Below are 24,593 nucleotides of genomic sequence, written 5' to 3'. Positions count from 1 at the left end.
GCCCCGCCACCCCGCCCCGCCCCGCCGCCTTCCCTTCGCTTCCGCGATCTTGCACTTTCGGCCCCGACGAACGCATACGAAAGGGGCACAACAGGGGCCACAAGTGCAAGATCGCGGCGGGACAGGGGAGGGTTGGGGGGTCAGGTTAGGCGGAGTTCGAGGGCGTCCAGGGCGGCGGGGACCGTGTCGGTCAGGGTGAGCAGGTCCAGGCCGGCGGGCTTGAGGAAGGTCTGGTCGGCCAGGGCGCGCAGCCAGTCGAGCATCGGGCGGTAGAAGCCGTCGGTGTCGACCAGCACCATCGGCTTGGCGTGCAGGGCGAGCGTCGCCGTCGTCCAGACCTCGAACAGCTCGTCGAGGGTGCCGAGGCCGCCGGGCAGCGTGAGGAACGCGTCCGACTTGTCGATCATCAAGGTCTTGCGACTGGCCATCGAGTCGGTCACGAGCAGCTCGTCCGACGCCAGGTCGGCGACCTCCAGGTCGACCAGCGACTGCGGGATCACCCCGATCGTCCGCCCGCCGGCGGCCCGCGCGCCGTCCGCCAACGCGCCCATCATGCCGACGCATCCGCCCCCGCTGACCAGCGTGTGCCCGCGCCGGGCGATCTCCGCGCCCGTCTCGGCCGCGAGGTCCAGCCAGCGGCGGTCGAGCGTACGGGAGGAGGCGCAGAACACGCAGATCGCCGCCACGCCTCAGCGCTCCCCGCTCGCGTCGCCCGCCCGGCGCGGCCCGGCCGACGCACCGCCACCCGACGCACCGCCACCCGACGCAGCGCCGCGCGACGCACCGCCACCCGATGTGGTGTCGCCGGGCACGTCGGCGCCGCCGGTCGACCCGGCGCCGTTCGCCGCGCCGGCCGCGGCGGCGGCCTGCTGTTCGGCGGCGGCGACGGCCACGGCCTCGTCGCGGACCGCGTCCTGCTCGACGGAGAGGGCGGCCTCGGCCTCCACGATGTGCCGGACCGCCGCGTCGACGTCGTCGGTCACGCAGATCAGTTCCAGGTCGATCGACCCGATCTTGCCGTCGGCGGCCATGGTGTCGCGCAGCCAGTCGAGCAGGCCACGCCAGTAGTCGGCGCCCATCAGCACCACGGGGAACCGGGTGACCTTGCCCGTCTGCACCAGGGTGAGCGCCTCGAAGAGCTCGTCCATGGTGCCGAACCCGCCGGGCAGCACGACGAACGCCTGCGCGTACTTGACGAACATCGTCTTGCGGGCGAAGAAGTAGCGGAAGTCGATGGCCAGGTCGACCCAGTCGTTGAGGCCCTGCTCGAAGGGAAGCTCGATGCCGAGCCCGACGGAGAGCCCGCCCGCCTCGCTGGCACCCCGGTTGGCCGCCTCCATCACGCCCGGCCCGCCGCCGGTGATCACCGCGTAGCCGGCCCGGGCCAGGGCCCCGCCCAGCGCCTCGGCCAGCCGGCACTCCGGGCTCTCCGGCCGGCTGCGGGCGGAGCCGAAGACGCTCACCGCCGGGGGCAGGTCGGCGAGGGTGTCGAAGCCCTCCACGAACTCGGAGAGGATGCGCAGGGCCCGCCAGGCGTCCTTGGTCTTCCAGTCGCCCCGTCCCCGCGAGTCGAGCAGGCGCTGGTCGGCGGTGCTGCCCGTGATCGCCTGCCGACGCAGCGTCACGGCGCCCCGGTGCCGTTCCCGTCCCGGCTCGCGGCCGGCCTCCCGCCCGTTGCTCTGACCCATGGGAGCAACCGTAGTGGAGCGACACCCGTCGGGTACGCGGGGCGACGAGCCCGGAAATTAGTTCCGGATCATGGGCAACTAATTCGGTCGCCCGCACGTCTTACTATTCACATACCGGGTATGCCCCGGCGCGCGCCTTCGGGGGAGGAGCCAGCGTGATCAGCAACAGCGAGATGATCCGGATCCGGCGACAGATGCAGCGCCGGATCCGCGACGTGGTGGCCGAGCGCCGCCGCGCCCGCCTGATGGAGCCGTCCGCCGCCGACCAGGGCGGCCCGGCCGACGCCCGGCCCACCGCCGACGCGTCCGCCACCGTCTGACCGCACCGCCACCGTCCGACCGCACCACCGACACGCGACCGGGAGGTTCGCGTCACCGGGCACCGCCCGGCCGACGCGGGCCTCCCGTTCGCGTACGGGGCGGGCGACCACCGGGGCGGGCGGCCGGCAGGCGCCAGGACGTCCGCCCAGGAGGCCGTCAGGCGGGGGCGAGCCAGCGGTGCAGCGTGGCGGCGCCGTCCCGGATCTTGCTGATCTCGACGTGCTCGTCCGGGTGGTGGGCCAGGTTCGGGTCGCCGGGGCCGAAGTTCAGGGCCGGGATGCCCATCGCCGCGAACCGGGCCACGTCCGTCCAGCCCAGCTTGCCGATCGGCGCGGCGCCGACCGCCGCGAGGAACTCCCGGGCCGGGGCCGCCTCCAGCCCGGGCGGGGCGCCGGCGGCCGAGTCGGTGACCCGCACGTCGAAGCCGGCGAAGACCTCCCGCAGGTGCGCCTCGGCCTCGGCCGGCGTACGGTCCGGCGCGAACCGGTAGTTGACCTCGACCTCGCACCGGTCCGGCACCACGTTGCCGGCCACGCCGCCGTTGACGCGGACCGCGTTCATCCCCTCCCGGTAGTCGCAGCCGTCGATGGTGACGCGCCGCGCCTCGTACCGGGTCAGCCGGTCGAGCACCTCGCCCGCCGCGTGGATCGCATTCACCCCGTGCCACGAGCGGGCCGAGTGGGCGCGTACGCCGGTGGTGGTGACCACGCACCGCATGGTGCCCTGGCAGCCGGCCTCGACGATCCCGTACGTCGGCTCCAGCAGCACCGCGAAGTCCGCCTCCAGCCACTCCGGGTGCGCCTCGGCGACGAGGAAGAGGCCGTTGTACTTCGACTCGATCTCCTCGGCCTCGTAGAAGAAGTACGTCACGTCGTAGCGCGGGTCCGGCAGCGTCACCGCCAGGTGCAGCGCGTACGCCACCCCGGACTTCATGTCGGAGGTGCCGCAGCCGTACATCAGGTCGCCGCGCATGCTCGACGGGAAGTTGTTGTTCAGCGGCACCGTGTCCAGGTGGCCGGCGAGCACGATCCGCTGGTCCCGGCCCAGGTCGGTACGCGCCATCACCGTGTTGCCGTGCCGGTAGGTGGTCAGGTGCGGCACGCCCCGCAGCACCTCCTCCACGCAGTCGGCGATGGCCTTCTCGTCGAGGGACACGGACTCTATGTCGACCAACGCACGGGTCAGGGCCACCGGATCGGCCAGGACCTCGGGGGTCAGCGGGTTCTCCATGGTTCGCACGGTACCGTCAGGTCGGGTGAGCGCGAGGAGCGAGCGCTCCCCGGGCGGCCGGCGTGGGACGCGGTCGCACGGGGCGCGAGGGGAACCCGCGACCCGCAGCCACGAACGAGAGGTGAATCAGTGACGTCCGAATCCGCCTGGGGCATCGGCCTGGCCACCGTGACCGCTGACGACCAGGTGCTCGACACCTGGTACCCGACCGGCAAGCTGGGGCTCGGCGAGCTGCCGCTGGTCGCCGGCGAGGACGAGGCGGACGTGCTGGACCTGCCGCCGGGGGCGGTCGGCGACCGGGCGCTGCCCGGGCTGCGTACCGTCCAGGTGGTCACCGTCATCGGCTCGCTGGACGACCCGATCAAGGACGCCGCCGACGCGTACCTGCGGCTGCACCTGCTCTCGCACCGCCTGGTGCGTCCCAACGAGCTGAACCTCGACGGCATCTTCGGCAAGCTGGCGAACGTCGCGTGGACCTCCGCCGGGCCGTGCCCGCCGGAGCGGGTGGACGAGCTGCGGGTCATCGAGCGGGCGGCGGGCCGCCACCTGGCCGTCCACGGGGTGGACAAGTTCCCCCGGATGACCGACTACGTGGTGCCCTCCGGGGTCCGGATCGCCGACGCCGACCGGGTGCGGCTCGGCGCGCACCTGGCCGCCGGCACCACGGTCATGCACGAGGGCTTCGTGAACTTCAACGCCGGCACGCTCGGCACCTCGATGGTGGAGGGGCGGATCGTGCAGGGCGTGCTGGTCGGCGACGGCTCCGACATCGGCGGCGGCGCCTCCATCATGGGCACCCTCTCGGGCGGCGGCACCGAGAAGGTGCGCATCGGCGAGCGGAGCCTGATCGGCGCGAACGCCGGCGTCGGCATCTCGCTCGGCGACGACTGCGTGGTGGAGGCGGGCTGCTACGTCACCGCCGCCTCCAAGATCACGCTGCCGGACGGCCGGGTGGTCAAGGCCCTTGAGCTCTCCGGCGTGGACGGGCTGCTGTTCTGGCGCAACTCGGTCACCGGGGCGCTGGAGGCGAAGCAGCGCACCGGCCGGGGCATCGAGCTGAACGCCGCCCTGCACGCCAACGACTGACGGCCGCCCTCCGGGCCCGCGGTCGGCCGCGGGCCCGGAGGGGGTACGCCTCACCGCAGGCGGTACGCCTGGATGACGCGCTGGGTGACCGTGTTGCCGGCGGTGTCCCGGGCGGTGGCCCGCAGCGAGACGTGTCCCGTGCCGGCCGGGTGCTCGACGGTGGCCGTCCAGCCGTCCCCGCCGGACCGGACCCGGGCCGGCTGCCACGTCGTCCCGCCGTCGTAGGAGACGTCGACGGTCAACGCGGCCACCCGGGCCGGCGGTGCGCCCGGCTGCCGCTGCACCAGCACCGGGATGGCGAAGGTGCGCCCGGCCGGGGCCGCGTGGTCCTGGTCGAGCCGGGGCGCGAAGCGGATCGCCGACACCGGCAGCGCGGCCGGGTCGTCCCCGGCGACGTGCCGGGACCGGAACGTCCACGTCGCCGCGACCTCGGTGGCGAGGTCGGTGAAGCTCCGCTTCGACAGCACCTCCAGCCGGTAGTCCGCCGCGCCGGGCGGCACCTCGAACCGGCCGTACGCCGGTTCCGGGGTCTCCCCGACCAGCTCCCCGTCCCGGTAGAGGGCGGTGCGGGCGGTGTCGGCGACGGAGCCGCCCGGGTGCCCCTCGGCGTCACTGTGCAACGGCACGCCGACCTCGATGCGGTCGCCCTGGCGGGTGATCCCGGCCCCCGGGAGGGACGGCCCGTACGGCGCGCCGTTCCAGCTCTCCCGGTAGTGCCGGCCGGCCCGCAGGCTCCGCTCCTCGGAGAACAGCACGGCCTTGACGTCGGTCCAGCCGTCCTCGGTCGGTACCCCGAAGTTCAGCTCGGACGACCAGCGCACGCCCCGCGTGTTGTAGTGCTCGACCCGCTGCCCCGGCGTCGCGGTGGGCAGGACGACCGCCCAGCCGCCGACGTCGGGCTCCAGGTGCGGGAAGACCAGCCGCTGGGTCACCAGCCCGGAAGGCGCGGCCCGGAACCGGTGGGTGACGGTGGCCAGGTCCTTCGCCCGGTAGTCCCGGACGAAGCCGGTCGGCATCCGGCCGGGCGTCGCCTCGCTGAGGGCGTAGAGGTAGGGGCTGCTGGCGGCCTCCCGGTCGGCCCACTGGCTGCTGATCGTGGCGACGAAACGCTCCCCCGACACCGACCGGCCGAGACCGGCGCTGAAGAGACCGTCGAAGTCGAAGGCCAGCAGGCCGAAGCCGTAGCTACCCTCGTCGAGGAGGAAGTTCGCGCCGGTGTCGACCAGCACCGTGGTGGCCGAGCCCTGCGGGACGCTCATCCGGACCGGCCTGCCCTGCCGGGCGTCCACGGTGACCCGCGTGTCCCCGGCGACCACCAGCTCCGGCTGGACGAGCTGCGTGACCCCGGCGAACTGCTCGCCGTCCACCTCGAACACGAGGCTGTTCAGTCCGTACCGGCCCTTCGGCAGCCGCAGCTCGGCGGTGCCATCCGGGTCGTACACGTCGTACGTGGCGAATCCGTCCAGCGAGACCAGCGTGGTGCCGTGCTCGCCGACGGCCGCGCCGTCCCGGCCCAGGTGGCGGACCGTCACGTCGTAGCTCTCCACCTCCCGGTGCACGGCCAGCGGGGTGACCGCCACCGTGTCGCCGGAGCGGGCGACGACCCGGCCGGTGTAGTGGCCGTCCGGCCCGTCGACCCGGGTGTCGGCGGTGACGGTGGCGCTCGCCGTGCCGCCGGCCGGCACGCTGACCCGGTCGGTGTCGAGCGCGAACATGCCGGCGGGGGCCGGCTCGCCGTCCGGGCCGGTCACCTCGACGGCCAGGTCCAGGGTGACCGCGGCCGGGCCGTCGTTGCGCCAGGTCACCGTGCGGGTGATCGGGGCGTCGTCGTGGTGGGGCCAGAGCGCCCGGCCGAGGGAGACGCTCGGCGGGTCGCTGGTCACCGTCTGGCCGATCGCGCGGGCCACGTCGACCCGCCCGGCCCCCTGCTGGTACGCGGTCAACTCGGGATGGGATTTCGCCGAGGCCATCAGGGTGGCCTTGAGCCGGCCGGCGGTCCAGTCGGTGTGCTGCTGGGCCAGCAGCGCCACCGCGCCGGTGACGTGCGGGGCGGCCATCGACGTGCCGGACAGGGCGACGTACCCGTCCCCGGCCGGCTCGCCGATCACCCCGTCCCGGCTGCGCGCCGCGACGATCCCCACGCCGGGGGCGGTGAGGTCCGGCTTGAGCCCGTCGTCGCCGACCCGGGGGCCACGGCTGGAGAAGACGGCGAGGCTGTCGTCCCGGTCGACGGCGCCCACCGAGAGGGCGGCGTCGGCGGTGCTGGGGGAACTGACCGGGGCGAAGCTGCCGTCGTTGCCGGCGCTGATCACGAAGAGGGCGCCGGTCTGCGCGGTGAGCGCGTTGACGGCCTCCTCCAGCGGGTCGACCTCCGGGGTGTCGAAGCCACCGAGACTCAGGTTGACCACGTCGGCCCGCTGCTCGACCGCGGCCCACTGCATGCCGGCGAGGATCGCCGACTCGGGGCAGCCGTACGTCTCGCAGACCTTGCCGTCGAGCAGCGTCGCGTCAGGGGCCACGCCCCGGTGCCGGCCACCGGAGGCGGTGCCGCTGCCGGCGATGATCGAGGCGACGTGGGTGCCGTGCCCGACCACGTCGCCGGCCGCGGCCTCCTCGGTGAAGTTGCGCGCCTGCGCCACCCGGCCGGCCAGGTCCGGGTGGGTGGCGTCCAGCCCGGTGTCCAGCACCGCCACCCGCACGCCCCGGCCGGTGAGACCGGCCTGGTGGGCGGCCGGCGCGCCGATCTGCGGCACGCTGCGGTCGAGGGTGATCCGCCGCCGGCCGTCGAGCCAGATCCGGTCGACACCCCCCGCCGCGCCGGCCCGCGCCCCGGCGGCGGTGACCGCCGCCCACACCTCGCCGGCCCGGTCCTTGGCGGCCGTCGCGGCGACCCCGCGGACGGCGGGCAACTCGCGGGTGACGGTCACCCCGGCCGGCGCCGCCGCACGTCGGGCGCCGCCCGACCCGCCGGTGATCAGCACCGGCAGGTCGTCGCGGCGGGCGTCGTCGTAGCCGGCCTCGATCAGCCCGGTGACGTCGAACAGCCGCCGGTCGACCCGCCCCGCCTGGATCGGCGTCACCGCGTCCTGCGGCACGACACTGAGCCGGCCCTGCTCACGGCGGGTCAGGAAGCGGATCTTCTCGCGCCCCGGCCCGGGACGCACGCTCGCCCCGGCACCGGTCACGGTGACCCGGTCCCCGGTGATCAGGGTGACGGTGGTGGGACGGCTGCCCGGCGCCGGGGCGACGGCACCCCGGCCGGCGGTCGGGTCAGGACGGGCGGCGGGGCCGGCGGGCGCCTGGGCCACGGCCATCCCCGGCGTGCCGAGCACCAGGCCGAGCACGAGACCGACACCGGCCAGTTTTCTTCTTCGCTGCAACGGATCCTCCTCGTCGGGCGTTACTACCTGTGGAGAGACGCGCATTGACAGTCATCATATTTACATACCGGGTATGCAGAATAAAGACGCGAAGATGACGGACCAGCCAACGGACGCGCCCGCCCTTCGGGATGATCGACCGGTGACCTCCATGAAGGAACGCATGCTGGCCGGCGAGCCGTACATCGCCAACGAGCCGGAGATCCTCGCCGACCTGGACCGCGCCGCGCGACTGACGGAACGCTTCAACACCACTCCCGCGGCCGACCCCGAGGGCCGGCTCGCGGCCCTGCGCGACCTGCTCGGCGAGGTGGGCGAGGAGACCTGGGTGCGGCCACCCTTCCACTGCGACTACGGCTGGCAGATCCGGATCGGGCCGCGCAGCTTCGTCAACTTCAACGCGGTCTTCCTCGACGTCGCCCCGATCACCATCGGCGCCGACGTCCAGATCGGACCGAACGTGCAACTGCTCACCCCCACCCACCCCGTCGAGCCCGGGCAGCGCCGCGACAAGTGGGAGGCGGCCAAGCCGATCACCATCGGCGACAACGTCTGGCTCGGCGGCGGCGCGATCGTGCTCGCCGGCGTCACCGTCGGGGAGAACACCGTCGTCGGCGCGGGTGCCGTCGTGACGAGGGACCTGCCGGCCAACGTCGTCGCGCTGGGTAATCCGGCTCGCGTCGTACGCCAGCTCGACTGACCCCCGATCAAGCCCACCACCTGCACAAACGTCCATCCGCGACTGGCGCGGACGACTCCGCCCACGGCACTGTGGGTGGTGACGTCGTCACCAGGAGGCGGGGATGGTCGGTCGGGTGCTCGAACTACGCGTGCACGGGGTCTCCAACACGCCCCCGGGCCAGATCCTCGGCCTGCGGCCCGCGCCGGGGGCCGACCCGCCCCCGCCGTGGCGCGTCGCGGGCGACCCGGTCACCGGCTTCTACCGCTCCCCCGCCGCCGGGCCGGACGACCCGGTCGTCGTCGAGGCGTACAGCTGGGGGCAGTTGACCTCCGGCGGGCGGAGCGCGCGTGACGTGGAACGGGCGCTGTGGACGCTGCTGCTGCCCTTCACCCTGGCCAACGTCGCGCTGCACGCCCGGCCGGGCATCCCGGCGGACCCGGACGACGAACGCCCGGCCGGCAGGTCGGGGGTCACCGCCTGGTTGATCCGGCTGTTCTGCCTGAGCCTCACCGGCACGCTCGCGCTCACCCTCACCGGTGTCGGGGTCGACCTCGTGGGCTGGCAGTGCGTCGACGAGGACTGCCTGCGCCGGATCCCCGGCCCCTGGGAGTTCCTCGGGCAGGGCTGGTGGAGCGAGGGCGCGCGGCCCCTCGCCGTCGGCCTGCTCGCACCGCTCGGCGTGCTGGCCCTGCTCGGGCTGGTGAGCTGGCGGACCTACCAGTACGAGGCGCAGATGCCGGCCGCGCCGGCCCCCCTCGCCGGCGCCCGGCCGCCCGGGGAGACCCCGACGGGCGAGCCCGGGCAGCCCGTGCCGGAGCCACCGGCGCCCGAGCCGCCACCCGGCCCGCCGGGCAACCCGCTCCAGCACCCCGCCTTCTGGAACGGGGAGGGGCAGCTGCGCCGCGCGGCCGTGCTGCACCTCTGCACCGGTGCCGTCGTGGCCGCCGCCGTACCGCTCGGCGCGGTCCTCGCGATGGACCCGCCCCGCGGCGCCCGGGCCGCCGTCGCCTGGCCCACCGTGGCCGCGCTCGCCGCCGCCGCGCTGATCGCGGTCGTGGCGCTCGCGCGGCCCTGGCTGACCCGGCGCGCCGGTCACACCCCGCTCGGCCGCTGGAGCGTGGTGGTCATCGTGCTCACCGGCGCCGGGCTGGCGGGCACCCTGCTGGTCCTGCTGCTGCCCGACGGGCCTGCGGGCACCCCGCTGGCCGACCTGCGCCAGGTGCCCGGCTGTGGCCGGCAGCCCGCCGCGCCGCCGTGCCCGGCCGACCGGTCGCTGCCCGGCGTCGACCGGGTCATCGCCTGGCTCGGCACCGGGCAACTGCTGCTGCTGATCGCGATCGGGTCGGTGAGCCGGTCGGGGCGGCGGGCGCTCGCCGCGCCGGCGGCGGCCGCCCTGCTGCTCGCCCTCGGCGTCGCCTGGATCGCGGGCCGGCTGCCCGGGATCCCGCCCGCGCCTCCGCCGTTGGAGGTCTGGATGCTCGCCGTCGGGGTCGTCGCGCTCGCCGCGACCGGCCTGCTGCTGCCGCGCGTGCCGGCGCCGGCCGAGCGGCATCCGCTGGAGCCCCACACCGACCTGGCCTGGGGCGGCCGGGCCCCGGCGCTCATCGCCGGCTTCGGCTGGGTGCTCTGCCTGTCCTACTGCGCCGGCCTTCTCTACTGGGTCACCGGCCGGCTCGGCGGCGGCGCGACGGCCGACGCGGCCTCCCCCGTGGCACCCCCGGTCCCGGTGACCTGGGCCGGGCTCGCGTTCGCCGTCGCCCTGCTCACGCTCGTCGCCACGGCCGCCCAGGCCGGCCTGCTCTTCCTCCGCCTGCGCCGCCACGAGTACGCGGAGCTGGTGCCCGCCGGTCACCGGCTCTCCGGCCACGACCTGCGGCGCTGCCGGCAGGTGAGCGCCTGGCGGGCGCTGCACCGGTTGGTCGGCGAGCACGCGGTGCGGCTGGTCGGCCGCTACGCCGCCGCGTCCGGGGTGCTGGTCGCCCTCGGCTACGCCGCCGCGCTCTCCGGCGGCCGGCCCCACCCCACGGCGGCGACCGGCGGCGCCGCCGTGGTCGAGTGGATCTCCGGCGTGGGCGACCGGATGCTCGGCTGGCTGCCCGTGCTCGTCGGCGCCGCGGGTCTGCTGGTCTACCGGAACGACCTCGTCCGCCGCTCGGTCGGCGTGCTCTGGGACGTCGGCACCTTCTGGCCCCGGGCCGCGCACCCGCTCGCCCCGCCCAGCTACGCCGAGCGGGCCGTGCCCGAGTTGCAGACCCGCACGGCCGGGCTGCTGGCGCTGGACGAGCACGACCCCCGGGCCGTGGACGGGATCATCCTCTCCGGGCACAGCCAGGGCACGGTGATCTGCGCCGCGGTGATCCTCCAGCTCCCCGCCCGGTCGCGGCGGCGGATCTGGTACTTCTCCTACGGCTGCCAGCTCACCCGGCTCTACGGGCGGGTCTTCCCGGCGTACTTCGGGCCCGACCGGCTGCCGGTGCTGGCCGACGCGCTGACGCCGCCCGGTGGGCGCACCCGCTGGACCAACTTCTGGCGGGCCACCGACCCCCTCGGCTGGCAGGTGACGGCGGGGGAACGCGAGGTCGCCGTGCGGGACCCGGAGGCGCTGCACCCCAGCGACGGGGAGGTGGCGGACCCGCCGATCCGAAACCACAGCGGCTACCCGGAGGCGGCCGAGTTCCAGCGGGAACGCTCGCGGGTGGCCTGGCTGCTGCGGCGGGGCGTGCCAGCGCCCCGACGCGGCGCCGGCTGACCCCGACCGGCCGCACTGGGCGGGGCGGGGCCAGGCCGGCGGCGGTGCGCGGGGCTCGGGTCAGGCCGGCGGCGGCTCGTCGAGCCGGACGACCAGGTCGGCGGCGTGCGCGGTGCCCGCCACCAGGGCGGCGTTGGCCTCGTCGCTGCCCGTCGCCCACGCCCGGGCCTGCTCCGCCGACCGCCCGTACGCCTGGTGCCGGGCGGTCAGCCGGCGCAACCGCAGCTCGACGTCCAGGTCGAGGAACCACACCTCGTGCAGCAACGACCGCACCTCGTCCCAGGGTGGCGCGCCCAGCAGCAGGTAGTTGCCCTCGGTGACCACCAGCCGCACCGACGGCGGCACCTCGATCCCCCCGGCCACCGGCTCCTCCAGGTCCCGCCGGAACGCCGGCGCGTAGACGGCGGTCGGCTCCAGCCGACGCAGTCGCCGCAGCATCGAGACGTAGCCGTTGGCGTCGAACGTGTCGACGGCGCCCTTGCGCTCGGCCCGGCCCAACCGGTGCAGCTCGGCCTGGGCCAGGTGGAAGCCGTCCATCGGCACCAGCCGGGCGGCGGGGCCGACCGCCTCGACGATCCGCTCCGCCAGCGTGGACTTGCCCGCGCCGGGCGCCCCGGCGATGCCGAGCAGCTGACGCGGGCCGGCGTCGGCGAGGGCGCGCGCCCGCGCGACCAACTCGTCGATCCCGACGACCCGGGCGGTCGTCATCAGCCGAGAACCGGCTCGCTGATCGCGAACCGCGCCTGCACCGCCGCCTGCGCGGTCTGCGGCTGCGGGTCGAGCTCCAGCTCCGGCGGCCCGCCCTCGGCGCCGCCCATCCCGTACGCCATCCGGCTCATCATGGGCCGCTCCGCCGCGCCCGCGTCGGCCAGCTCGATCAGGGCGGTCACCCGGGCGCCGAGCGCCTCCGCGTACTCGCGGGCGCGCAGCAGCGCGTCGGCGATCGCGGCGTGCCGGGCCTCCCGGTGGGCCGGGCTGTCCGGCCGCAGCGACCACCACGGCCCGGCCACCTCGACCTGGTCCTGGTCGGCCAGGCGCAGCATCAGGTCGCCGAGCGCGGTGAAGTCGCTGACCGTCACGGTGGTCGTCACGCTGCCGTGATACGCGACCACCCGCTCGCCGGAGCGCCGGGTCTCCGGCCGGACCCGCAGCTCGCCGGTCTCCCGCCGGTCGATCGCGGGGCCGTAGCCGTCGAGCAGCACCCGGACGGCGGCAGCCCGCTCGGCCAGCCGGGTCAGGGTGGCCTCCCGGTCCCGGTCGCGGGCCGTGGCGGTCACCGTGAACCGGGCGATCTCGGGAGGGACCTCCCGGTACGCCTCGCCGCGCACCGCCACCACCGGCCCGTCCACCATGCCCTCACCCTAACCGCGCTCCCGTCCGCCCGTCGCCCGTCTCGCGCCACGCCCGGGGAGCCGGAACTCGGCCCCCGGGGGAGAGGTCAGGCCGGTTCGGCGTCGGCCGGGAGGTGCGCGATGTACGAGACGGTGCCAGCGTCAACGCGGCACCCGCTCAGGTATCCGCCGGCTGCTCCGAGTTCCCACAGATACGCGACCTCCGCAGCCACGTCGCCAGCGATGGGGAAGGTGTTCGCCCGACTGGTGAACGGACGCCCGGAGAACGCAGCCCGGGCCGCCGCCGCCTCCCGGTACCGCAAGATGAGCGCCTCGGCGTCGCCCGCCCGGACCGCGCCTGCCAGTGCGTCGAGAAACGCGGTGACCCGGGCCAACTCCTCAAGCACGCGTTCCCGGTTGCTGAGCAACATGTTCGCGGTCCGCTCGGCGGGGGTGCCGGCGACCCGGCTTCCGTCGCGGAAGCTGCCGGCGGCCAGGGCGAGGACGGCGTCACGCAGGGGCGCCTCCTGCACCGCCCCGGCGAGCGCTCCGGCGAGCAGGTGCGGCACGTGCGAGGAGAGTGCGACCACCGTGTCGTGCTGTGCCGGTGACATCGGTACCAACCTGGCCCGGAACGCCTCGATGATCAGCGGGGCCAGCCGGCGAAACGCCGCCATCCCGGCCGGGCTCGGACAGAGCACCCAGGCCGCTCGGTCTAGCAGCGCCGGACTGGCCGAGGTGACGCCGGCCCGGTCGGCGCCGGCCATCGGGTGACCGGGGACGAACCGGTGCCCGATCCCCCGTTCGGTGGCGAAGGTGGCCAACTTCGCCTTCGTGCTGCCCACGTCGGTGAGTACGCATCCCTCGTCGGTGGCGGCAGCCACCCGGCACAGCATCTCGGGCAGGCTGGGCAGTGGGCCGGAGAGGAAGACGAAATCGCGGCCGGCGACCGCCTCCTCGACGGTGTCCGGGCAGGCCAGGCCCTGCTCGTGGGCATACCGCCGTGTCGCCGGGTCCGGGTCCCAGCCGGCGACATCGAGCCCGGCGTCGCGCAGCCGCAGCAGCACCGAGCCGCCGATCAGGCCCGTGCCGACCACCGCCGCCCGCGCCTGTCCGCCGCCCCTGCTCGCCAATCGGCCCACCTCGGCGTCTCCGTTCGGTACGGGGTACACCGCCCCCGCCTCGGTCCGGGCCGAGGATATCGCCCGGCCGTGGTCAGCCCCAGCCGCCGGTCGCCTTCTCCCGCCACTGTGCGAACGGCGTACCCGGGTCGTCGCCGTCCAGGTAGGCCCAGGGCAGCTGGGTCACCATGTCGCCGATCCTCCGGAACTGCTCCGCCGCCGCGGCGTGGTCACCGCCAAGGGCGAAGCACATCGCGAAGTTGTTGTGCGGCGCGGGCCAGCCCGGGTACCGCCCGTGTGCCGGATGGCGCACCGAACGGTCTGCGGCCGAGTGCAACTCCTCAAGCACCTCGGACTGTTGCAGGTACTGGTCGTCCTCGCCCTCCGGCAGCTTGAGCCACAGCTCCAGATGTGCCATCGACACGAGGTGCGCCAGCCCCGTCCCGGGCGGCGCCTCCGCCGCCACGGTACGGGCGAAGCCGAACATCTCCTCGTGGCTGCCGAACCACTTCGCGCACCGGTACTGGAGCATCTGGACATGGGCCAGCCGGTGCCAGGGGTGCCTCGCCACCACCTCGTAGAAACGCCGCTCCGCCTCCTCCCGGTCCACCTGCAGTCCCCGTGCCGCGGTGACCAGGAAGGAACGGGCGGTGGTGTCGTCCGGGTCCCGCGCGACGACCTCCTTCAGGCAGTCCTCGGCCAGCGTCAACCGCCGGTGGAACTCGCGGAACTGCTCATGGCTGGTCCGGGAGGCCCAAGCATCGCCACGCGCCTCCCACGCCCAGTCCACCGCGTGCGCGCCGCGGACCAGGAGGGGGAGGGTGGACTGCGGCTCGGCGTCCACCCACTCGCCGATCCAGTCCTGCACACCCTGCACCCGGCATGCCGCCCAGAGGCAGAAGGCGTGGTGGTCCGGGTCGGTGACCGGGATCAGCACGTCCCGCGCCGTCCGCCAGTCCTGCCGTCGCAGGGCCTCGCACAGCGCCTGGGCAGTGGGGTCACCCATCGCCCAGTCCACCGGCAGCACCCACTCGCTCTGCCGCTTCCTCCGCCGAAACGGCCACATGTCGCTGCGTTCCTCTCCCCGTGACGTCGTCGCAGATCGTAGAGGCGCACCCGTGGTGGCGGAAGGGCGGCGGGCAGACCAGACCGTTGCTGGGCTCTGGAACGGTCAGGGCTGGGCGAGCCGGCCGGCGACCGCCGCCACGTGCGCGTCGGACGCGGTCAGCGCCACCCGGACGTGCTGCCGCCCGGCCGGGCCGTAGAGGGCGCCGGCGGCGGCCAGGACGCCTCGGCGGGCCAGCCAGTCGACCGTCTCCCAGCCGTCCTCACCCCGGGTCAGCCAGAGGTAGAGGCCCGCCTCGGAGTGCTCGACCGTGAAGCCGGCCCCGGTGAACGCGGCGTGCAGGATCTCCCGCCGGGCCCGGTAGCGCTCCCGCTGCTCGGCGGCGTGCCGCTCGTCGCGCAGCGCGGCCACCATCGCGGCCTGCACGGGCGCGGGCACGATCATGCCGGCGTGCTTGCGGACCTTGAGCAGTTCCGCCACGAGCGCCGGGTCGCCGGCGACGAACCCGGCCCGGTAGCCGGCCAGGTTGGACCGCTTGGAGAGCGAGTGCACCGCCAGCACGCCGTCGTACGACCCGCCGCAGACCTCGGGCGAGAGCACCGAGACCGGCTCGGCGGACCAGCCCAGGGGCAGGTAGCACTCGTCGCTGGCGACCACCGCGCCGCGCTCCCGGGCCCAGTCGACCACCTTGCGCAGGTGGGCCGCCGGCAGTACCCGCCCGGTCGGGTTGCCCGGCGAGTTGACCCAGACCAGGCGCACCCGGGGGGTCGGGCCGACCGCGGTCAGCGAGTCGGCGCGCACGACGGTGGCCCCGACGAGCCGGGCGCCGTCCTCGTACGTCGGGTAGGCGACCGACGGCACCACGACGACGTCACCGGGGCCCACCCCGAGCAGGGTGGGCAGCCAGGCGACGAGTTCCTTGGAGCCGATCGTCGGCAGCACGCCGAGGCCGTCGACGCCCGCCCCGCAGGCCCGCGCGACCCAGGCGGCGATCGCCTCGCGCAGCGCCGGCGTGCCGGCGGTCAGCGGGTAGCCCGGGGCGTCCGACGCCTCGGCGAGCGCCCGCCGGATCACCTCGGGCACCGGGTCGACCGGCGTGCCCATGGAGAGGTTGATCAGGCCCTCCGGGTGCGCCGCGGCCAGCGTGGCCGCGGCGTCCAGGGTGTCCCAGGTGAACTCGGGCAGCCGCGACGAGACCGGCACGGGGCGGCTCAGTGGCCCTCGCCGCGCGGCGGCTGCGCGGCGACGAAGGATGCGTCCTTCTCCACCTTGCCGATCTTCGAGGCGCCACCGGGCGAGCCCAGGTCCTCGAAGAACTCGTAGTTGGCGCCGGTGTAGTCCTTCCACTGCTCCGGGACGTCGTCCTCGTAGAAGATCGCCTCGACCGGACAGACGGGCTCACAGGCACCACAGTCGACGCACTCGTCGGGGTGGATGTAGAGCATCCGGTTGCCCTCGTAAATGCAGTCGACCGGGCACTCCTCGATGCATGCCTTGTCGAGCACATCCACGCACGGCTCGGCGATGATGTAGGTCACCGGTCTTCTCCTCCGCAAGACACGCCGCGATCACCCGCGACGGTAAGAGCCTAGTATCTCGCCGGGGAGGGGGTCGATCGTGCTCCGACAGCAGGATGTGGGACACCGGATCGTGGTTCGCCGGATTGTGGGGATTCGCGAAGGCCGGCCCCTCTTCTCGGACGCCCTCGGCGAGCTGGTCGAGCTGAGCGAGACCCATCTCACTCTCGCCACCACGCAGGGCCGGCTCCGGGTCCCGGTGGCCGAGGTGCACCGGGCCAAGCGGGTGCCGCCGACCCGCCGGCCCACCGCTGCGGCCGTGGTCGAGTTGGAGCTGGCCGCCGACGAGGCGTGGCCCGCCGCCGTCCGGGGTCGGCTCGGGGACTGGCTGCTGCGCGCCGCCGACGGCTGGACCGGCCGGGCCAACTCGGCGCTGCCGGTCGGCGACCCGGACCGGCCGCTGCCCGCCGCGCTCGACGCGGTGGAGCGCTGGTACGCCAACCTCGGCCAACCGGCGCTGGTCAACACCCCGCTGCCGCTCGCCGCCCCGGTCGGCGCCGAACTCGACGCGCGGGGCTGGGGCAGCGGCCCGCCCGTGCTGGTGCAGACCGCGCCGCTGGCGGGGCTGCCGCCGGCCGCCGCCGGGTCACCGCCGGTCGAGCTGGCGGCCGCGCCGTCGGACGACTGGCTCGCCGTCGCCGCGGGCCGCAAGGGCGGCCTGCCGGACGCCGCCCGGCACGTGCTCACGGCCGTGGGCCAGGTCCGCTTCGCCCACGTGTACGCCGACGGCACGCTGCTCGCCATCGGCCGCGGCACGGTCACCGGGCCGGGGCGCTGGCTCGGGCTCAGCCTGATCGAGGTGCGGCCCGAGGCGAGGCGGCAGGGCCTGGCGGGCCGGGTCATCCGCGCGCTCGCCGACTGGGGCGCCGCGACCGGCGCCTCGCGCGCCTTCCTCCAGGTCGAGCAGCGCAACGCCCTGGCGGTGGCCCTCTACCGGGCCCTCGGCTTCACCACCCACCACACCTACCTGACCCGCACCGCCCCGCACTGACCGCGCCGCCCTCCGGTGCGGGCAGGAGTCGCGCCCGACATCCGGCCCCCGCCCTCGGGGCGGGGGCCGTGCCTTAGCTGTGCGGGCAGCTCGACAGGGGCCGAACAGGGGCATGGTGCCGCCACGCGCGCCCGGGCCGGTCCCGAAACGGCCGGCGCGCGCCCGTGGACCGGAGCCGCGCGCGGGTCAGCGGCGGACGACCTTGCGGGGCTTGGTGGCCTTCAGCTCGGCGTACCGCTTGAGGGACTGCGAGCGGTGGTCGAGGCCGAGCGCCGTGAGGAGCAGGTAGCCGAGCAGCACCCCGACGCCGGTGGCCGCGAGGTAGAGCCAGATCTGGGCGAAGAACGTGCCCGCGCCCCCGCCGAACGGGTTCTCCCCGACCAGCAGCGGCCCGACCAGCACCGTCAGCAGCAGCGCGACGCCGACCGCGGCGGCCATGTCGGCCCCCCAGGCGGCGACCGGTCGGCGCCTGCCCCAGAGGAAGGCGACCACGGCCAGCACCAGCCCGATCACCGCGAACATCCCGAGCGACACCCGGTCGGCGGCGGCGGTGTCGTCACCGTCGAAGCCGAACCGGATGACCAGCCGGGCGACCACGTTGACCCCGAACAGCGCGACCGCGAGTATCCCGATCGCGCGCCACCGCTCCCTCATCGCACGCCTCCCGCCGTACCGCCCGCCTCCGCGGCGGACTTCCTGGCAGGAATGTCTACCACCGGATCCTGTGTGTCGTCAGTCCCCCGGACGGACGGGCGGCGGCGCCAGTACCTGCCGGAAGCCCATCACCGCGAAGGTCATCGCGCCGGCCACGATCATCGCCAGGCCGACCCAGTTGTCGCCGGCGACGAGCAGGTCCCCCTCGGCGGTGCGGACCGCCGCGACCGCCATCAGGACGAACCAGGGCAGTGCGGGCAGCGCCACCGCCCAGCGACGGCCGACCGCCTCGTGGGCGAACCAGCTCAACGCGATGTTGGCGGCGACGGCGACGACCACCGAGACGCCGATCAGCTGCCCGCCGACCCGGAGCGTGGCGAGCAGCAGCTCCAGCACCGCGGTCAGCACCCCGCCGAGGACGGCGACCAGCCCGCCGGCCACCCGCAGGGCCAGGTCGAGCAGCAGCCGGGACCGGCCGGGCGGCGGTGGCGGGGCGCTCTCCTCGGGGACGACCGACATCGGCGCGGCGGGCAGCGTCACCGGAGGCCGGCCGCCCCGACCGGGGACCGGTCCGGGCCGTCGGCGACGTCGAGCCCGGCGAAGAGGTCGTCCTCCCAGCCGTACGGCCCGCTGCCCGGGCCCTTCTCGCCCACCGCGAGGGTGTAGTACTCCACGCCCATGAACTCGCTGCCGAAGTTGCCGGCGATCGAGTAGAGCCAGGAGCTGTCGGGGATCTGGGTGGCGTGCGCGCGCATCGCCGCCTCCTTGGCGGCATGCTGGTCGGTGGCGTCGATCCGCGCCGCGATCTGCGCGTCCGGCGTGCAGAACGGCAGCTCGGTGGCCTGGTCGATGCCGGCGAAGGGGTTGTCCGACGAGCCGGCGAAGTGCTCCATCCCGGCTTCCAGGACGCTCTGCGGCATGGCCGTCCAGTAGACCTTGGCCGGGGCGAGGCCCTCGGCGCGGGCCAGCTCGACGGCGCGCATCGTCACCCGGTGCGCCTGGATGTGGTCGGGGTGCCCGTAGAAGCCGTTGCCGTCGTAGGTGACCACGACCTGCGGGCGTACCTCCCGCATGATCTCCACCAGGTGGCCGGCGGCCTCGTCGAGGTCGGCCTGCCAGAAGGCCCGGGGGTGCTCGTTGGTGGCGAGCCCCATCATGCCGGAGTCGCGGTAGCGGCCGGCGCCGCCGAGGAAGCGGTGGTCGGTGACGCCGAGCGCGGCGCACGCGGCGTTCAGCTCGGCGATCCGCCACCCGCCGAGCTGGTCGGCCTCGGCGGCGGCGAGCTGGGCCAGCGCCGGCACGTGGATCTCGCCCTCCTCGCCGAGCGTGCAGGTCACCAGGGTGACGTGGGCACCGGCGGCGGCGTAGTGCGCCATCGTCGAGCCGGTGCCGATGGACTCGTCGTCGGGGTGCGCGTGGACCAGCAGGAGGCGGCGGTCGGGCAGCGTCGTCACGGTGGTCACTCTATCCGGCGGTTCTCCTCCGCCGGCCGTGACGCGTCCACGCAGGTCGGCCACATCACCCCCGGCGCCGCTCTACGATCTGGCCTGTGGACTTTCCGGAGCTGGCCGCCCGCACCCGCCGGTTCAGCCGCGGAGCGCCGCGTGCGGTCGCCGTGGCCGACGACGGCTCCCGGGTGGTCTTCCTGCGCTCGGCCGGCCCGGAGGACCCGGCCGACGCGCTCTGGCTGCTGGACGTGGCGACCGGCGAGGAGCGGCTGGTCGCCGACCCGGCGGCGCTGCTCGGGGCGGACGCCGACGTCGACGCGCTCAGCCCCGGTGAGCGCGCGCTGCGCGAGCGGCTGCGGCTGAGCGCCTCCGGCATCGGCTCGTACGCGCTGGACGCCGCCGGCCGGGTGGCGGTCTTCGCGCTGGCCGGCCGGCTGTTCCGGGCCGACCTGGTGCACGGCGACGTGGTCGAGGTGGCCACCGTCGGCCCGGTGCTCGACCCGCGGCCCGACCCGACCGGGCAGCGCCTGGCGTACGTGACCGACGCCGCCGAGGGGGTCCGCCGAGGTCAGCTGCGGGTGGTCGAACACGACGGCACGGACACCCTGCTGGCCGGCGAGGACTCCGGGGTGACGTGGGGGTTGGCCGAGCACATCGCGGCCGAGGAGTTCGACCGGTTCCGCGGCTACTGGTGGGCGCCCGACGGGCGCTCCGTGCTGGCCGCCCGGGTGGACGAGTCCCGGCTGGACCGCTGGCACCTGCACGACCCGGCCGACCCGGCGAGCCCGCCGACCACGGTCGCGTACCCCCGGGCGGGCGGCCCGAACGCCGAGGTCAGCCTGCACCTGCTCGACCTCGACGACGGCTGGGTCGACGTGCACTGGGACCGGGAGACCTACCCGTACCTGACCGCGGTGCACTGGGCCGACGGCGGGCCGCTGATCACCGTGCTGCGCCGTTCCCAGCAGCACGGCCTGGTGCTCGCGGTCGACCCGCGTACCGGCGAGACGCAGGTGCACGCCGAACTGGCCGACCCGCGCTGGGTGGAGCCGATCCCCGGCACCCCGGCGCACCTGCCGGACGGCCGGGTGCTGGTCGGCGGGGAACTGGCCCACGACGGGTACGACGCCCGCTGCCTCTTCGCCGACGGGACCCTGCTCACCCCGCCGTCGCTCTACGTGCGACGGGTGGTGGGTCGGCTGCCCGGCAACACCGGCCCGGCCGACCTGCTGGTGGAGGCGAGCGACGGGGAGCCGAGCGAGCGGCACCTGTTCCGGGTGCGCACCACGATCGGCGGCGGCGTCGACGCCCGCCGGATCACCACCGACCCTGGCTGGCACACCGCCGCCGTCGGCGGGGACGTGCTGGTGGTGGGCAGCGCCTCGCTCGACCACCCGGGCACCCGGTGGACGGTGTGGCAGGGCGAGCGCGAGGTGGCCGTGCTGCGTTCGCTCGCCGCGACCCCGCCGTACTCGCCGCTGCCGCTGCTGGAGCGGGTCACCGACCGGCGGCTGCCGACGGCGGTGCTCTACCCGGACAACTACGTCACCGGGCGGCGGCTGCCGGTGCTGCTGGACGTCTACGGCGGGCCGGGGCACCAGGAGGTGCTCGCCGCCCGCTCGGCCTGGCTGGAGCGCCAGTGGTGGGCCGACGCCGGCTTCGCGGTGGTCACCGTCGACAACCGCGGCACCCCGGGCGTGGCCCCCTCCTTCGAGAAGGCGATCCACCGGCGGGTGGCCGACGTCGTGCTGCTCGACCAGGTGGACGCGCTCACCGCGTTGGCCGGCAAGCACCCCGACCTCGATCTCGGCCGGGTGGCCGTGCGCGGCTGGTCGTTCGGCGGCTGGCTGGCGGGGCTGGCGGTGCTGCGGCACCCGGAGCTGTTCCGGTGCGGCATCGTCGGGGCGCCGGTCACCGACTGGGCGCTGTACGACACCGCGTACACCGAGCGCTACCTGGGCCTGCCGGACGACGGCACGGACATCTACGCGCACCACTCGCTGGTGGAGCTGGCCGGCGAGCCGGTGACCGATCCGGAGTCGGCCCGCCCGCTGCTGCTGGTGCACGGCCTGGTCGACGACAACGTGGTGGCCGCGCACACCCTGCGCCTGTCGGCGGCGCTGCTGGCGACCGGCCGGCCGCACTCGGTGCTCCCGCTGACCGGGGCCACCCACATGGCCGCCGGCGGCACCGCGGAACGCCTGCTCAGGCTGGAGCTGGACTTCGTCCGCCGGCACCTGTAAGGAAGGGCACCTTGTTAACGCCTGCGGTAGAGGAAGGGGCCCTTCCTAACACGACGGGCAGGCGGCGCCGAATGCGCGGAGGCCCCGGTCGACGACGCTGTCGACCGGGGCCCGTCCGTGCGGTTGGTGCCTGCGGGTTACTGCTTGACGTACGCGTTCACGAAGGCCGGGTAGCCGAAGACGCTGGAGACGAAGACCCCGCCGGCCTTGGAGCCGTGCACGAGGTAGGCCACGTCGACGTAGAGCGGCACGACCGGGGCGTGCTCCTTCATGATCCGCTCGTCGAGCTTGGCCCACTCCGGGCCCTGCTCGCCCGGCGGCAGGGCCAGGATCCGGTCGAACTCGGCGTTGATCGCCGGGTCGTTGAAGAACGCGCTGTTGCTGTTGCCCTCGGGCTTGATGGTGCGGCCGTCGTAGAGCACCGGCAGGATCGAGGCGCCGCTCGGCCAGTCGGCCGCCCAGTTACCGATGTACAGGTCCCAGGGGTTGTCCTTCTTCTTGACCTCGTCGAGCTTCGAGTCGTCCGGGATGTTCCGGACGGTGATCTTGAAGCCGGCCCGCTCCAGGTTGCCCTTGAGCTGGGTGGCGATCTGCTGCTCGCTCGTGTTGTCCGCGACGCCGAGGACCAGCTCCGGCGTCTGGCCGCCCAGCAGCTCCTTGGCCTTGTCGACGTTGCCGTTGGCGCCGGCCGGGTAGGCGTCGTACGCCTTGAAGCCGATCGTGGACGGCGGCATCAGCGTGGTCATCGGCGCGGCGACGGTCTGCCCGCCGACCGACTTGATCAGGCCCTCGCGGTCGATGGCGTAGTTCAGCGCCTGGCGGACCTTCAGGTCCTTCACCCGCTGGTTGTTGATGACGAGCTGGTTGGAGCTCGGCGTCGGGGAGAGGATGGTCCGCTCCTTGAGCGCCGGGTCGTTGGCGACCTTGGCGACCAGCGAGGCGGGCACGTAGTTGAAGGCGACGGCGCTCTGGTCGGCGCCGTTGTCGGCGATCACCCGGTTGTTCGCGGCGTCGGCCGTCGCGCCGAAGCTCCAGACGAACTGGTCCGGGTACTGGTGCCGCACCGGGTCGGTGTTCGGGTCCCAGTGCGGGTTGCGGTCCAGGGTGATCTGCACGCCGACCTGGTTCTTGGCGATCTTGTAGGGACCGGACGAGAACGGCTGGTGGTCCAGGTTGACGCCGGTGTCCTTGTCAGCCGGCAGCGGCGCGGTGGTCGGCAGCGAGACCGCGAACGGCAGGTCACAGCGGGGCTTGGCGAACTCGAAGCGCAGGGTCTTCGCGTCCGGGGTGCTCAGGCCCGGGGGCAGCGAGGTCTTGTTCTTCTTGAAGTCCCACTTGGTGTCGAACTGCGGGCTGTCGGCCAGCCACTCCTGGATGTAGGTGGGGCCGCCCGACAGGTCCGGGTCGAAGGAGCGGGCGATGCCGTACGCGATCTCCTTGGAGGTGATCGGGCGGCCGTCCTCGAACTTGACCCCGTCCTTGATCTTGAATTCCCAGACCTTGCAGTCGTTGTTGACGTTGGTGCCCGGCGTCTCGGCCAGGTCGCCGACGAGGACCAGGCCGCCCTTGCCGTCGTCCTTCCACGTGGTCAGGTAACGGGAGAACAGCGGCGACGTCATCAGGCCGGCGAACGAGTACGTCCGCTGCGGGTCCAGGTGGGAGATGGGGGTCTCCCGGATGATGGTGAAGGTGCCGCCCTTCTGGGCGCCCGGCACCTCGGCCGCCGGACCCATGGAGTCCTTCGGGTCGGTCGCGATGACCCCGGTCTGCTGCCGGTTGGTGTCCACCGTGGTGCCTTCGCCCGTGTTCTCCGAGCACGCACCCAATGCCACAACCAGTGCGATCGCGCCGCCTGCGGCGGCCGCCACGCGTGGTCGCATCTCCTACCTCCTCCACCCAGGTGCCGCCGGGCGTGAACGCCGACGTCCCGAGGATCGTAAAGAAGAAAACCTACGAGTTGTGTAACAGTTGTCGATAAATTTCACCGCCGCCGACCGGCGGACGCCCGGGGCGGGCGCGCCGGCCGGGACGGGCGGGTCACCCGAGCCGTACGCGGGGGTCGATGGCGGCGTAGAGCAGGTCGACCAGCACGTTGGCGATCACCACGAAGACCGCCGAGATGAGCACGGTCGCCATGATGGTGGGCAGGTCGCCGGCGCGTACCGCCTCGACGGCGGTCCGCCCCAGCCCCTGGATGCCGAAGGTGGTCTCGGTGATCACCGTGCCGCCCAGCGCCGCCCCGACGTCCAGGCCGGCGATGGTGACCACCGGGGTGATCGCGGCGCGCAGCGCGTGCCGCCCGTACACCTTCGGCTTCGCCAGGCCCTTCGCCCGCGCGGTGCGCACGAAGTCCTCGGAGAGCGTCTCCAGCATCTGCGCCCTCGACAGCCGGGCGTAGATGGCGGAGAAGAGGAAGGCCAGCGCGACCCAGGAGAGCACCAGGCCGCTGGCCCACTTCAGGGGATTGTCGAAGATCGACGTGTAGCTCGGCACGGGCAGCAGTCGCAGGTTGTAGACGAAGACCAGCAGCAGCACCGCGCCGACGAAGTAGAGCTGCAGCGAGGCGCCGGTCAGCGAGAAGCCGATCGCGGCCCGGTCCAGCCAGGTGCCCCGGCGCAGCGCCGAGACCATGCCGAGGCCGACGCCGAGCAGCAGCCAGAGGATCGCCGCCGGGATCACGATGCTCAGCGTCACCGGCAGCACCCGGGCGATGGTGTCCAGCACCGCCTCGTTGTTGACGTACGACCAGCCCAGGCAGGGCGCGTCGCACCGGCCGCCCTGGGCGCTGCCCAGGTCCCGCCCGGTGAAGATGCCCTTCATGTAGCCGGCGTACTGGGTGATCAGCGGGTCACGCAGGCCCAACTCCTCGCGGACCCGCTCCAGCCGCTCGGGGTTGCAGTTCTTCGGGCACATGCCGCTGACCGGGTCGCGGGGCAGCGCGAAGAACATCAGGAAGGTCAGCACGCTCACCGCGAACAGGGTGAGCACCGCGGAGAAGATCCGCTTGATCAGGAAGCGCGCCATCG

General features: G+C 74.3%; 20 protein-coding genes and 1 pseudogene. 6 read left to right on the top strand and 15 right to left on the bottom strand.

Translation table 11 applies throughout. The features are described from left to right. Positions 1 to 140 precede the first annotated feature (140 nt). Together AB0G14_RS06685 and AB0G14_RS06680 are read right to left on the bottom strand one after the other, a co-directional pair. Entirely contained in the window at positions 141 to 686 is a 546-nt protein-coding gene (locus AB0G14_RS06685) for a TIGR00730 family Rossman fold protein (protein WP_357694444.1), read from the bottom strand. Between the two features lie 171 nt (positions 687 to 857). After that, a pseudogene (locus AB0G14_RS06680) lies at positions 858 to 1,688 on the bottom strand (TIGR00730 family Rossman fold protein); the annotation flags it as partial. A gap of 155 nt (positions 1,689 to 1,843) precedes the next feature. On the opposite strand from AB0G14_RS06680, the gene AB0G14_RS06675 reads away from it, so the two are divergent. Beyond that, positions 1,844 to 2,008: a hypothetical protein gene (locus tag AB0G14_RS06675; protein ID WP_350703867.1), complete on the top strand. Its 165-nt coding sequence runs from the start codon at positions 1,844 to 1,846 to the stop codon at positions 2,006 to 2,008. A gap of 157 nt (positions 2,009 to 2,165) precedes the next feature. Here the strand turns inward: AB0G14_RS06675 and dapE are convergent, their stop codons facing one another. Then, the gene (gene dapE, locus AB0G14_RS06670) at positions 2,166 to 3,239 is read right to left on the bottom strand and encodes a succinyl-diaminopimelate desuccinylase (RefSeq protein WP_357694441.1); all 1,074 of its coding nucleotides are present in this window, start codon (positions 3,237 to 3,239) and stop codon (positions 2,166 to 2,168) included. A gap of 129 nt (positions 3,240 to 3,368) precedes the next feature. On the opposite strand from dapE, the gene dapD reads away from it, so the two are divergent. After that, positions 3,369 to 4,325 carry a 2,3,4,5-tetrahydropyridine-2,6-dicarboxylate N-succinyltransferase gene (dapD, locus tag AB0G14_RS06665; RefSeq protein WP_357694439.1) on the top strand — a complete coding sequence of 319 codons (957 nt, stop codon included), beginning with the start codon at positions 3,369 to 3,371 and terminating at the stop codon, positions 4,323 to 4,325. Between the two features lie 50 nt (positions 4,326 to 4,375). Here dapD and AB0G14_RS06660 read toward each other — a convergent pair whose 3' ends face one another. Then, positions 4,376 to 7,750: a S8 family serine peptidase gene (locus tag AB0G14_RS06660; protein WP_357694437.1), complete on the bottom strand. Its 3,375-nt coding sequence runs from the start codon at positions 7,748 to 7,750 to the stop codon at positions 4,376 to 4,378. A 97-nt stretch (positions 7,751 to 7,847) separates the two neighbouring features. Between AB0G14_RS06660 and AB0G14_RS06655 the strand changes: the two genes are divergently transcribed. Continuing rightward, positions 7,848 to 8,405 carry a sugar O-acetyltransferase gene (locus tag AB0G14_RS06655; RefSeq protein WP_357694435.1) on the top strand — a complete coding sequence of 186 codons (558 nt, stop codon included), beginning with the start codon at positions 7,848 to 7,850 and terminating at the stop codon, positions 8,403 to 8,405. 103 nt (positions 8,406 to 8,508) lie between these two features. Then, complete coding sequence (locus tag AB0G14_RS06650) at positions 8,509 to 11,136, top strand: hypothetical protein (protein ID WP_357694433.1); 2,628 nt, start codon at positions 8,509 to 8,511, stop codon at positions 11,134 to 11,136. Positions 11,137 to 11,196: 60 nt separating this feature from the next. On the opposite strand, the gene AB0G14_RS06645 is transcribed toward AB0G14_RS06650, so the two are convergent. The 6 genes from AB0G14_RS06645 to fdxA all read right to left on the bottom strand — a co-directional run bounded on the left by AB0G14_RS06645 (position 11,197) and on the right by fdxA (position 16,192). Continuing rightward, positions 11,197 to 11,844: a nucleoside/nucleotide kinase family protein gene (locus AB0G14_RS06645; RefSeq protein WP_357694431.1), complete on the bottom strand. Its 648-nt coding sequence runs from the start codon at positions 11,842 to 11,844 to the stop codon at positions 11,197 to 11,199. Further along, the gene (locus AB0G14_RS06640) at positions 11,844 to 12,488 is read right to left on the bottom strand and encodes an SIMPL domain-containing protein (protein WP_357694429.1); all 645 of its coding nucleotides are present in this window, start codon (positions 12,486 to 12,488) and stop codon (positions 11,844 to 11,846) included. The genes AB0G14_RS06645 and AB0G14_RS06640 overlap by 1 nt, the downstream gene beginning before the upstream one ends. An 86-nt stretch (positions 12,489 to 12,574) precedes the next feature. After that, complete coding sequence (locus AB0G14_RS06635) at positions 12,575 to 13,600, bottom strand: prephenate dehydrogenase/arogenate dehydrogenase family protein (protein ID WP_357694427.1); 1,026 nt, start codon at positions 13,598 to 13,600, stop codon at positions 12,575 to 12,577. Positions 13,601 to 13,682: 82 nt separating this feature from the next. Then, positions 13,683 to 14,594: a DUF4034 domain-containing protein gene (locus AB0G14_RS06630; protein ID WP_357694425.1), complete on the bottom strand. Its 912-nt coding sequence runs from the start codon at positions 14,592 to 14,594 to the stop codon at positions 13,683 to 13,685. A gap of 165 nt (positions 14,595 to 14,759) precedes the next feature. Next, the gene (gene dapC / locus AB0G14_RS06625) at positions 14,760 to 15,869 is read right to left on the bottom strand and encodes a succinyldiaminopimelate transaminase (RefSeq protein ID WP_357694479.1); all 1,110 of its coding nucleotides are present in this window, start codon (positions 15,867 to 15,869) and stop codon (positions 14,760 to 14,762) included. Beyond that, the gene (gene fdxA / locus AB0G14_RS06620) at positions 15,866 to 16,192 is read right to left on the bottom strand and encodes a ferredoxin (RefSeq protein WP_089005361.1); all 327 of its coding nucleotides are present in this window, start codon (positions 16,190 to 16,192) and stop codon (positions 15,866 to 15,868) included. The genes dapC and fdxA overlap by 4 nt, the downstream gene beginning before the upstream one ends. A gap of 79 nt (positions 16,193 to 16,271) precedes the next feature. On the opposite strand from fdxA, the gene AB0G14_RS06615 reads away from it, so the two are divergent. Further along, entirely contained in the window at positions 16,272 to 17,222 is a 951-nt protein-coding gene (locus AB0G14_RS06615; RefSeq protein ID WP_357694423.1) for a GNAT family N-acetyltransferase, read from the top strand. Positions 17,223 to 17,408: 186 nt separating this feature from the next. Here the strand turns inward: AB0G14_RS06615 and AB0G14_RS06610 are convergent, their stop codons facing one another. From AB0G14_RS06610 to mshB, 3 genes are all read right to left on the bottom strand, one after another. Beyond that, positions 17,409 to 17,876 (bottom strand): hypothetical protein, encoded by a 468-nt coding sequence (locus AB0G14_RS06610; protein WP_357694421.1) that lies wholly within the window; start codon positions 17,874 to 17,876, stop codon positions 17,409 to 17,411. Between the two features lie 78 nt (positions 17,877 to 17,954). Next, positions 17,955 to 18,395, bottom strand: a complete 441-nt coding sequence (locus AB0G14_RS06605; protein WP_357694477.1) for a hypothetical protein — start codon at positions 18,393 to 18,395, stop codon at positions 17,955 to 17,957. Positions 18,396 to 18,412: 17 nt separating this feature from the next. Continuing rightward, positions 18,413 to 19,339 (bottom strand): N-acetyl-1-D-myo-inositol-2-amino-2-deoxy-alpha-D-glucopyranoside deacetylase, encoded by a 927-nt coding sequence (mshB, locus tag AB0G14_RS06600; protein WP_357694419.1) that lies wholly within the window; start codon positions 19,337 to 19,339, stop codon positions 18,413 to 18,415. Positions 19,340 to 19,425: 86 nt separating this feature from the next. Here mshB and AB0G14_RS06595 point away from each other — a divergent pair, with 86 nt between their 5' ends. Then, positions 19,426 to 21,567, top strand: coding sequence for a prolyl oligopeptidase family serine peptidase (locus tag AB0G14_RS06595; RefSeq protein ID WP_357694417.1), 2,142 nt, complete (start codon positions 19,426 to 19,428; stop codon positions 21,565 to 21,567). Positions 21,568 to 21,704: 137 nt separating this feature from the next. On the opposite strand, the gene AB0G14_RS06590 is transcribed toward AB0G14_RS06595, so the two are convergent. Further along, entirely contained in the window at positions 21,705 to 23,447 is a 1,743-nt protein-coding gene (locus tag AB0G14_RS06590; protein WP_357694415.1) for an ABC transporter substrate-binding protein, read from the bottom strand. Positions 23,448 to 23,604: 157 nt separating this feature from the next. Then, the gene (locus tag AB0G14_RS06585) at positions 23,605 to 24,591 is read right to left on the bottom strand and encodes an ABC transporter permease (protein WP_357694413.1); all 987 of its coding nucleotides are present in this window, start codon (positions 24,589 to 24,591) and stop codon (positions 23,605 to 23,607) included. Positions 24,592 to 24,593 lie beyond the last annotated feature (2 nt).

It is taken from the genome of Micromonospora sp. NPDC023814, assembly GCF_040639595.1.
Taxonomy (GTDB): domain Bacteria; phylum Actinomycetota; class Actinomycetes; order Mycobacteriales; family Micromonosporaceae; genus Micromonospora.
The sequence above is the reverse complement of the archived record's forward strand: the minus strand, read 5'-3'. Positions and strand labels throughout refer to the sequence as shown.

Excerpts from the sequence above, each read along its gene's own strand:
- dapE (WP_357694441.1), bottom strand. The coding sequence starts at position 3,239 with ATGGAGAACCCGCTGACCCCCGAGGTCCTGGCCGATCCGGTGGCCCTG.
- AB0G14_RS06660 (WP_357694437.1), bottom strand. The coding sequence starts at position 7,750 with ATGCGCGTCTCTCCACAGGTAGTAACGCCCGACGAGGAGGATCCGTTG.
- AB0G14_RS06650 (WP_357694433.1), top strand. The coding sequence starts at position 8,509 with ATGGTCGGTCGGGTGCTCGAACTACGCGTGCACGGGGTCTCCAACACG.
- AB0G14_RS06645 (WP_357694431.1), bottom strand. The coding sequence starts at position 11,844 with ATGACGACCGCCCGGGTCGTCGGGATCGACGAGTTGGTCGCGCGGGCG.
- AB0G14_RS06640 (WP_357694429.1), bottom strand. The coding sequence starts at position 12,488 with ATGGTGGACGGGCCGGTGGTGGCGGTGCGCGGCGAGGCGTACCGGGAG.
- AB0G14_RS06630 (WP_357694425.1), bottom strand. The coding sequence starts at position 14,594 with ATGGGTGACCCCACTGCCCAGGCGCTGTGCGAGGCCCTGCGACGGCAG.
- AB0G14_RS06610 (WP_357694421.1), bottom strand. The coding sequence starts at position 17,876 with ATGAGGGAGCGGTGGCGCGCGATCGGGATACTCGCGGTCGCGCTGTTC.
- AB0G14_RS06605 (WP_357694477.1), bottom strand. The coding sequence starts at position 18,395 with ATGTCGGTCGTCCCCGAGGAGAGCGCCCCGCCACCGCCGCCCGGCCGG.
- AB0G14_RS06590 (WP_357694415.1), bottom strand. The coding sequence starts at position 23,447 with ATGCGACCACGCGTGGCGGCCGCCGCAGGCGGCGCGATCGCACTGGTT.
- AB0G14_RS06585 (WP_357694413.1), bottom strand. The coding sequence starts at position 24,591 with ATGGCGCGCTTCCTGATCAAGCGGATCTTCTCCGCGGTGCTCACCCTG.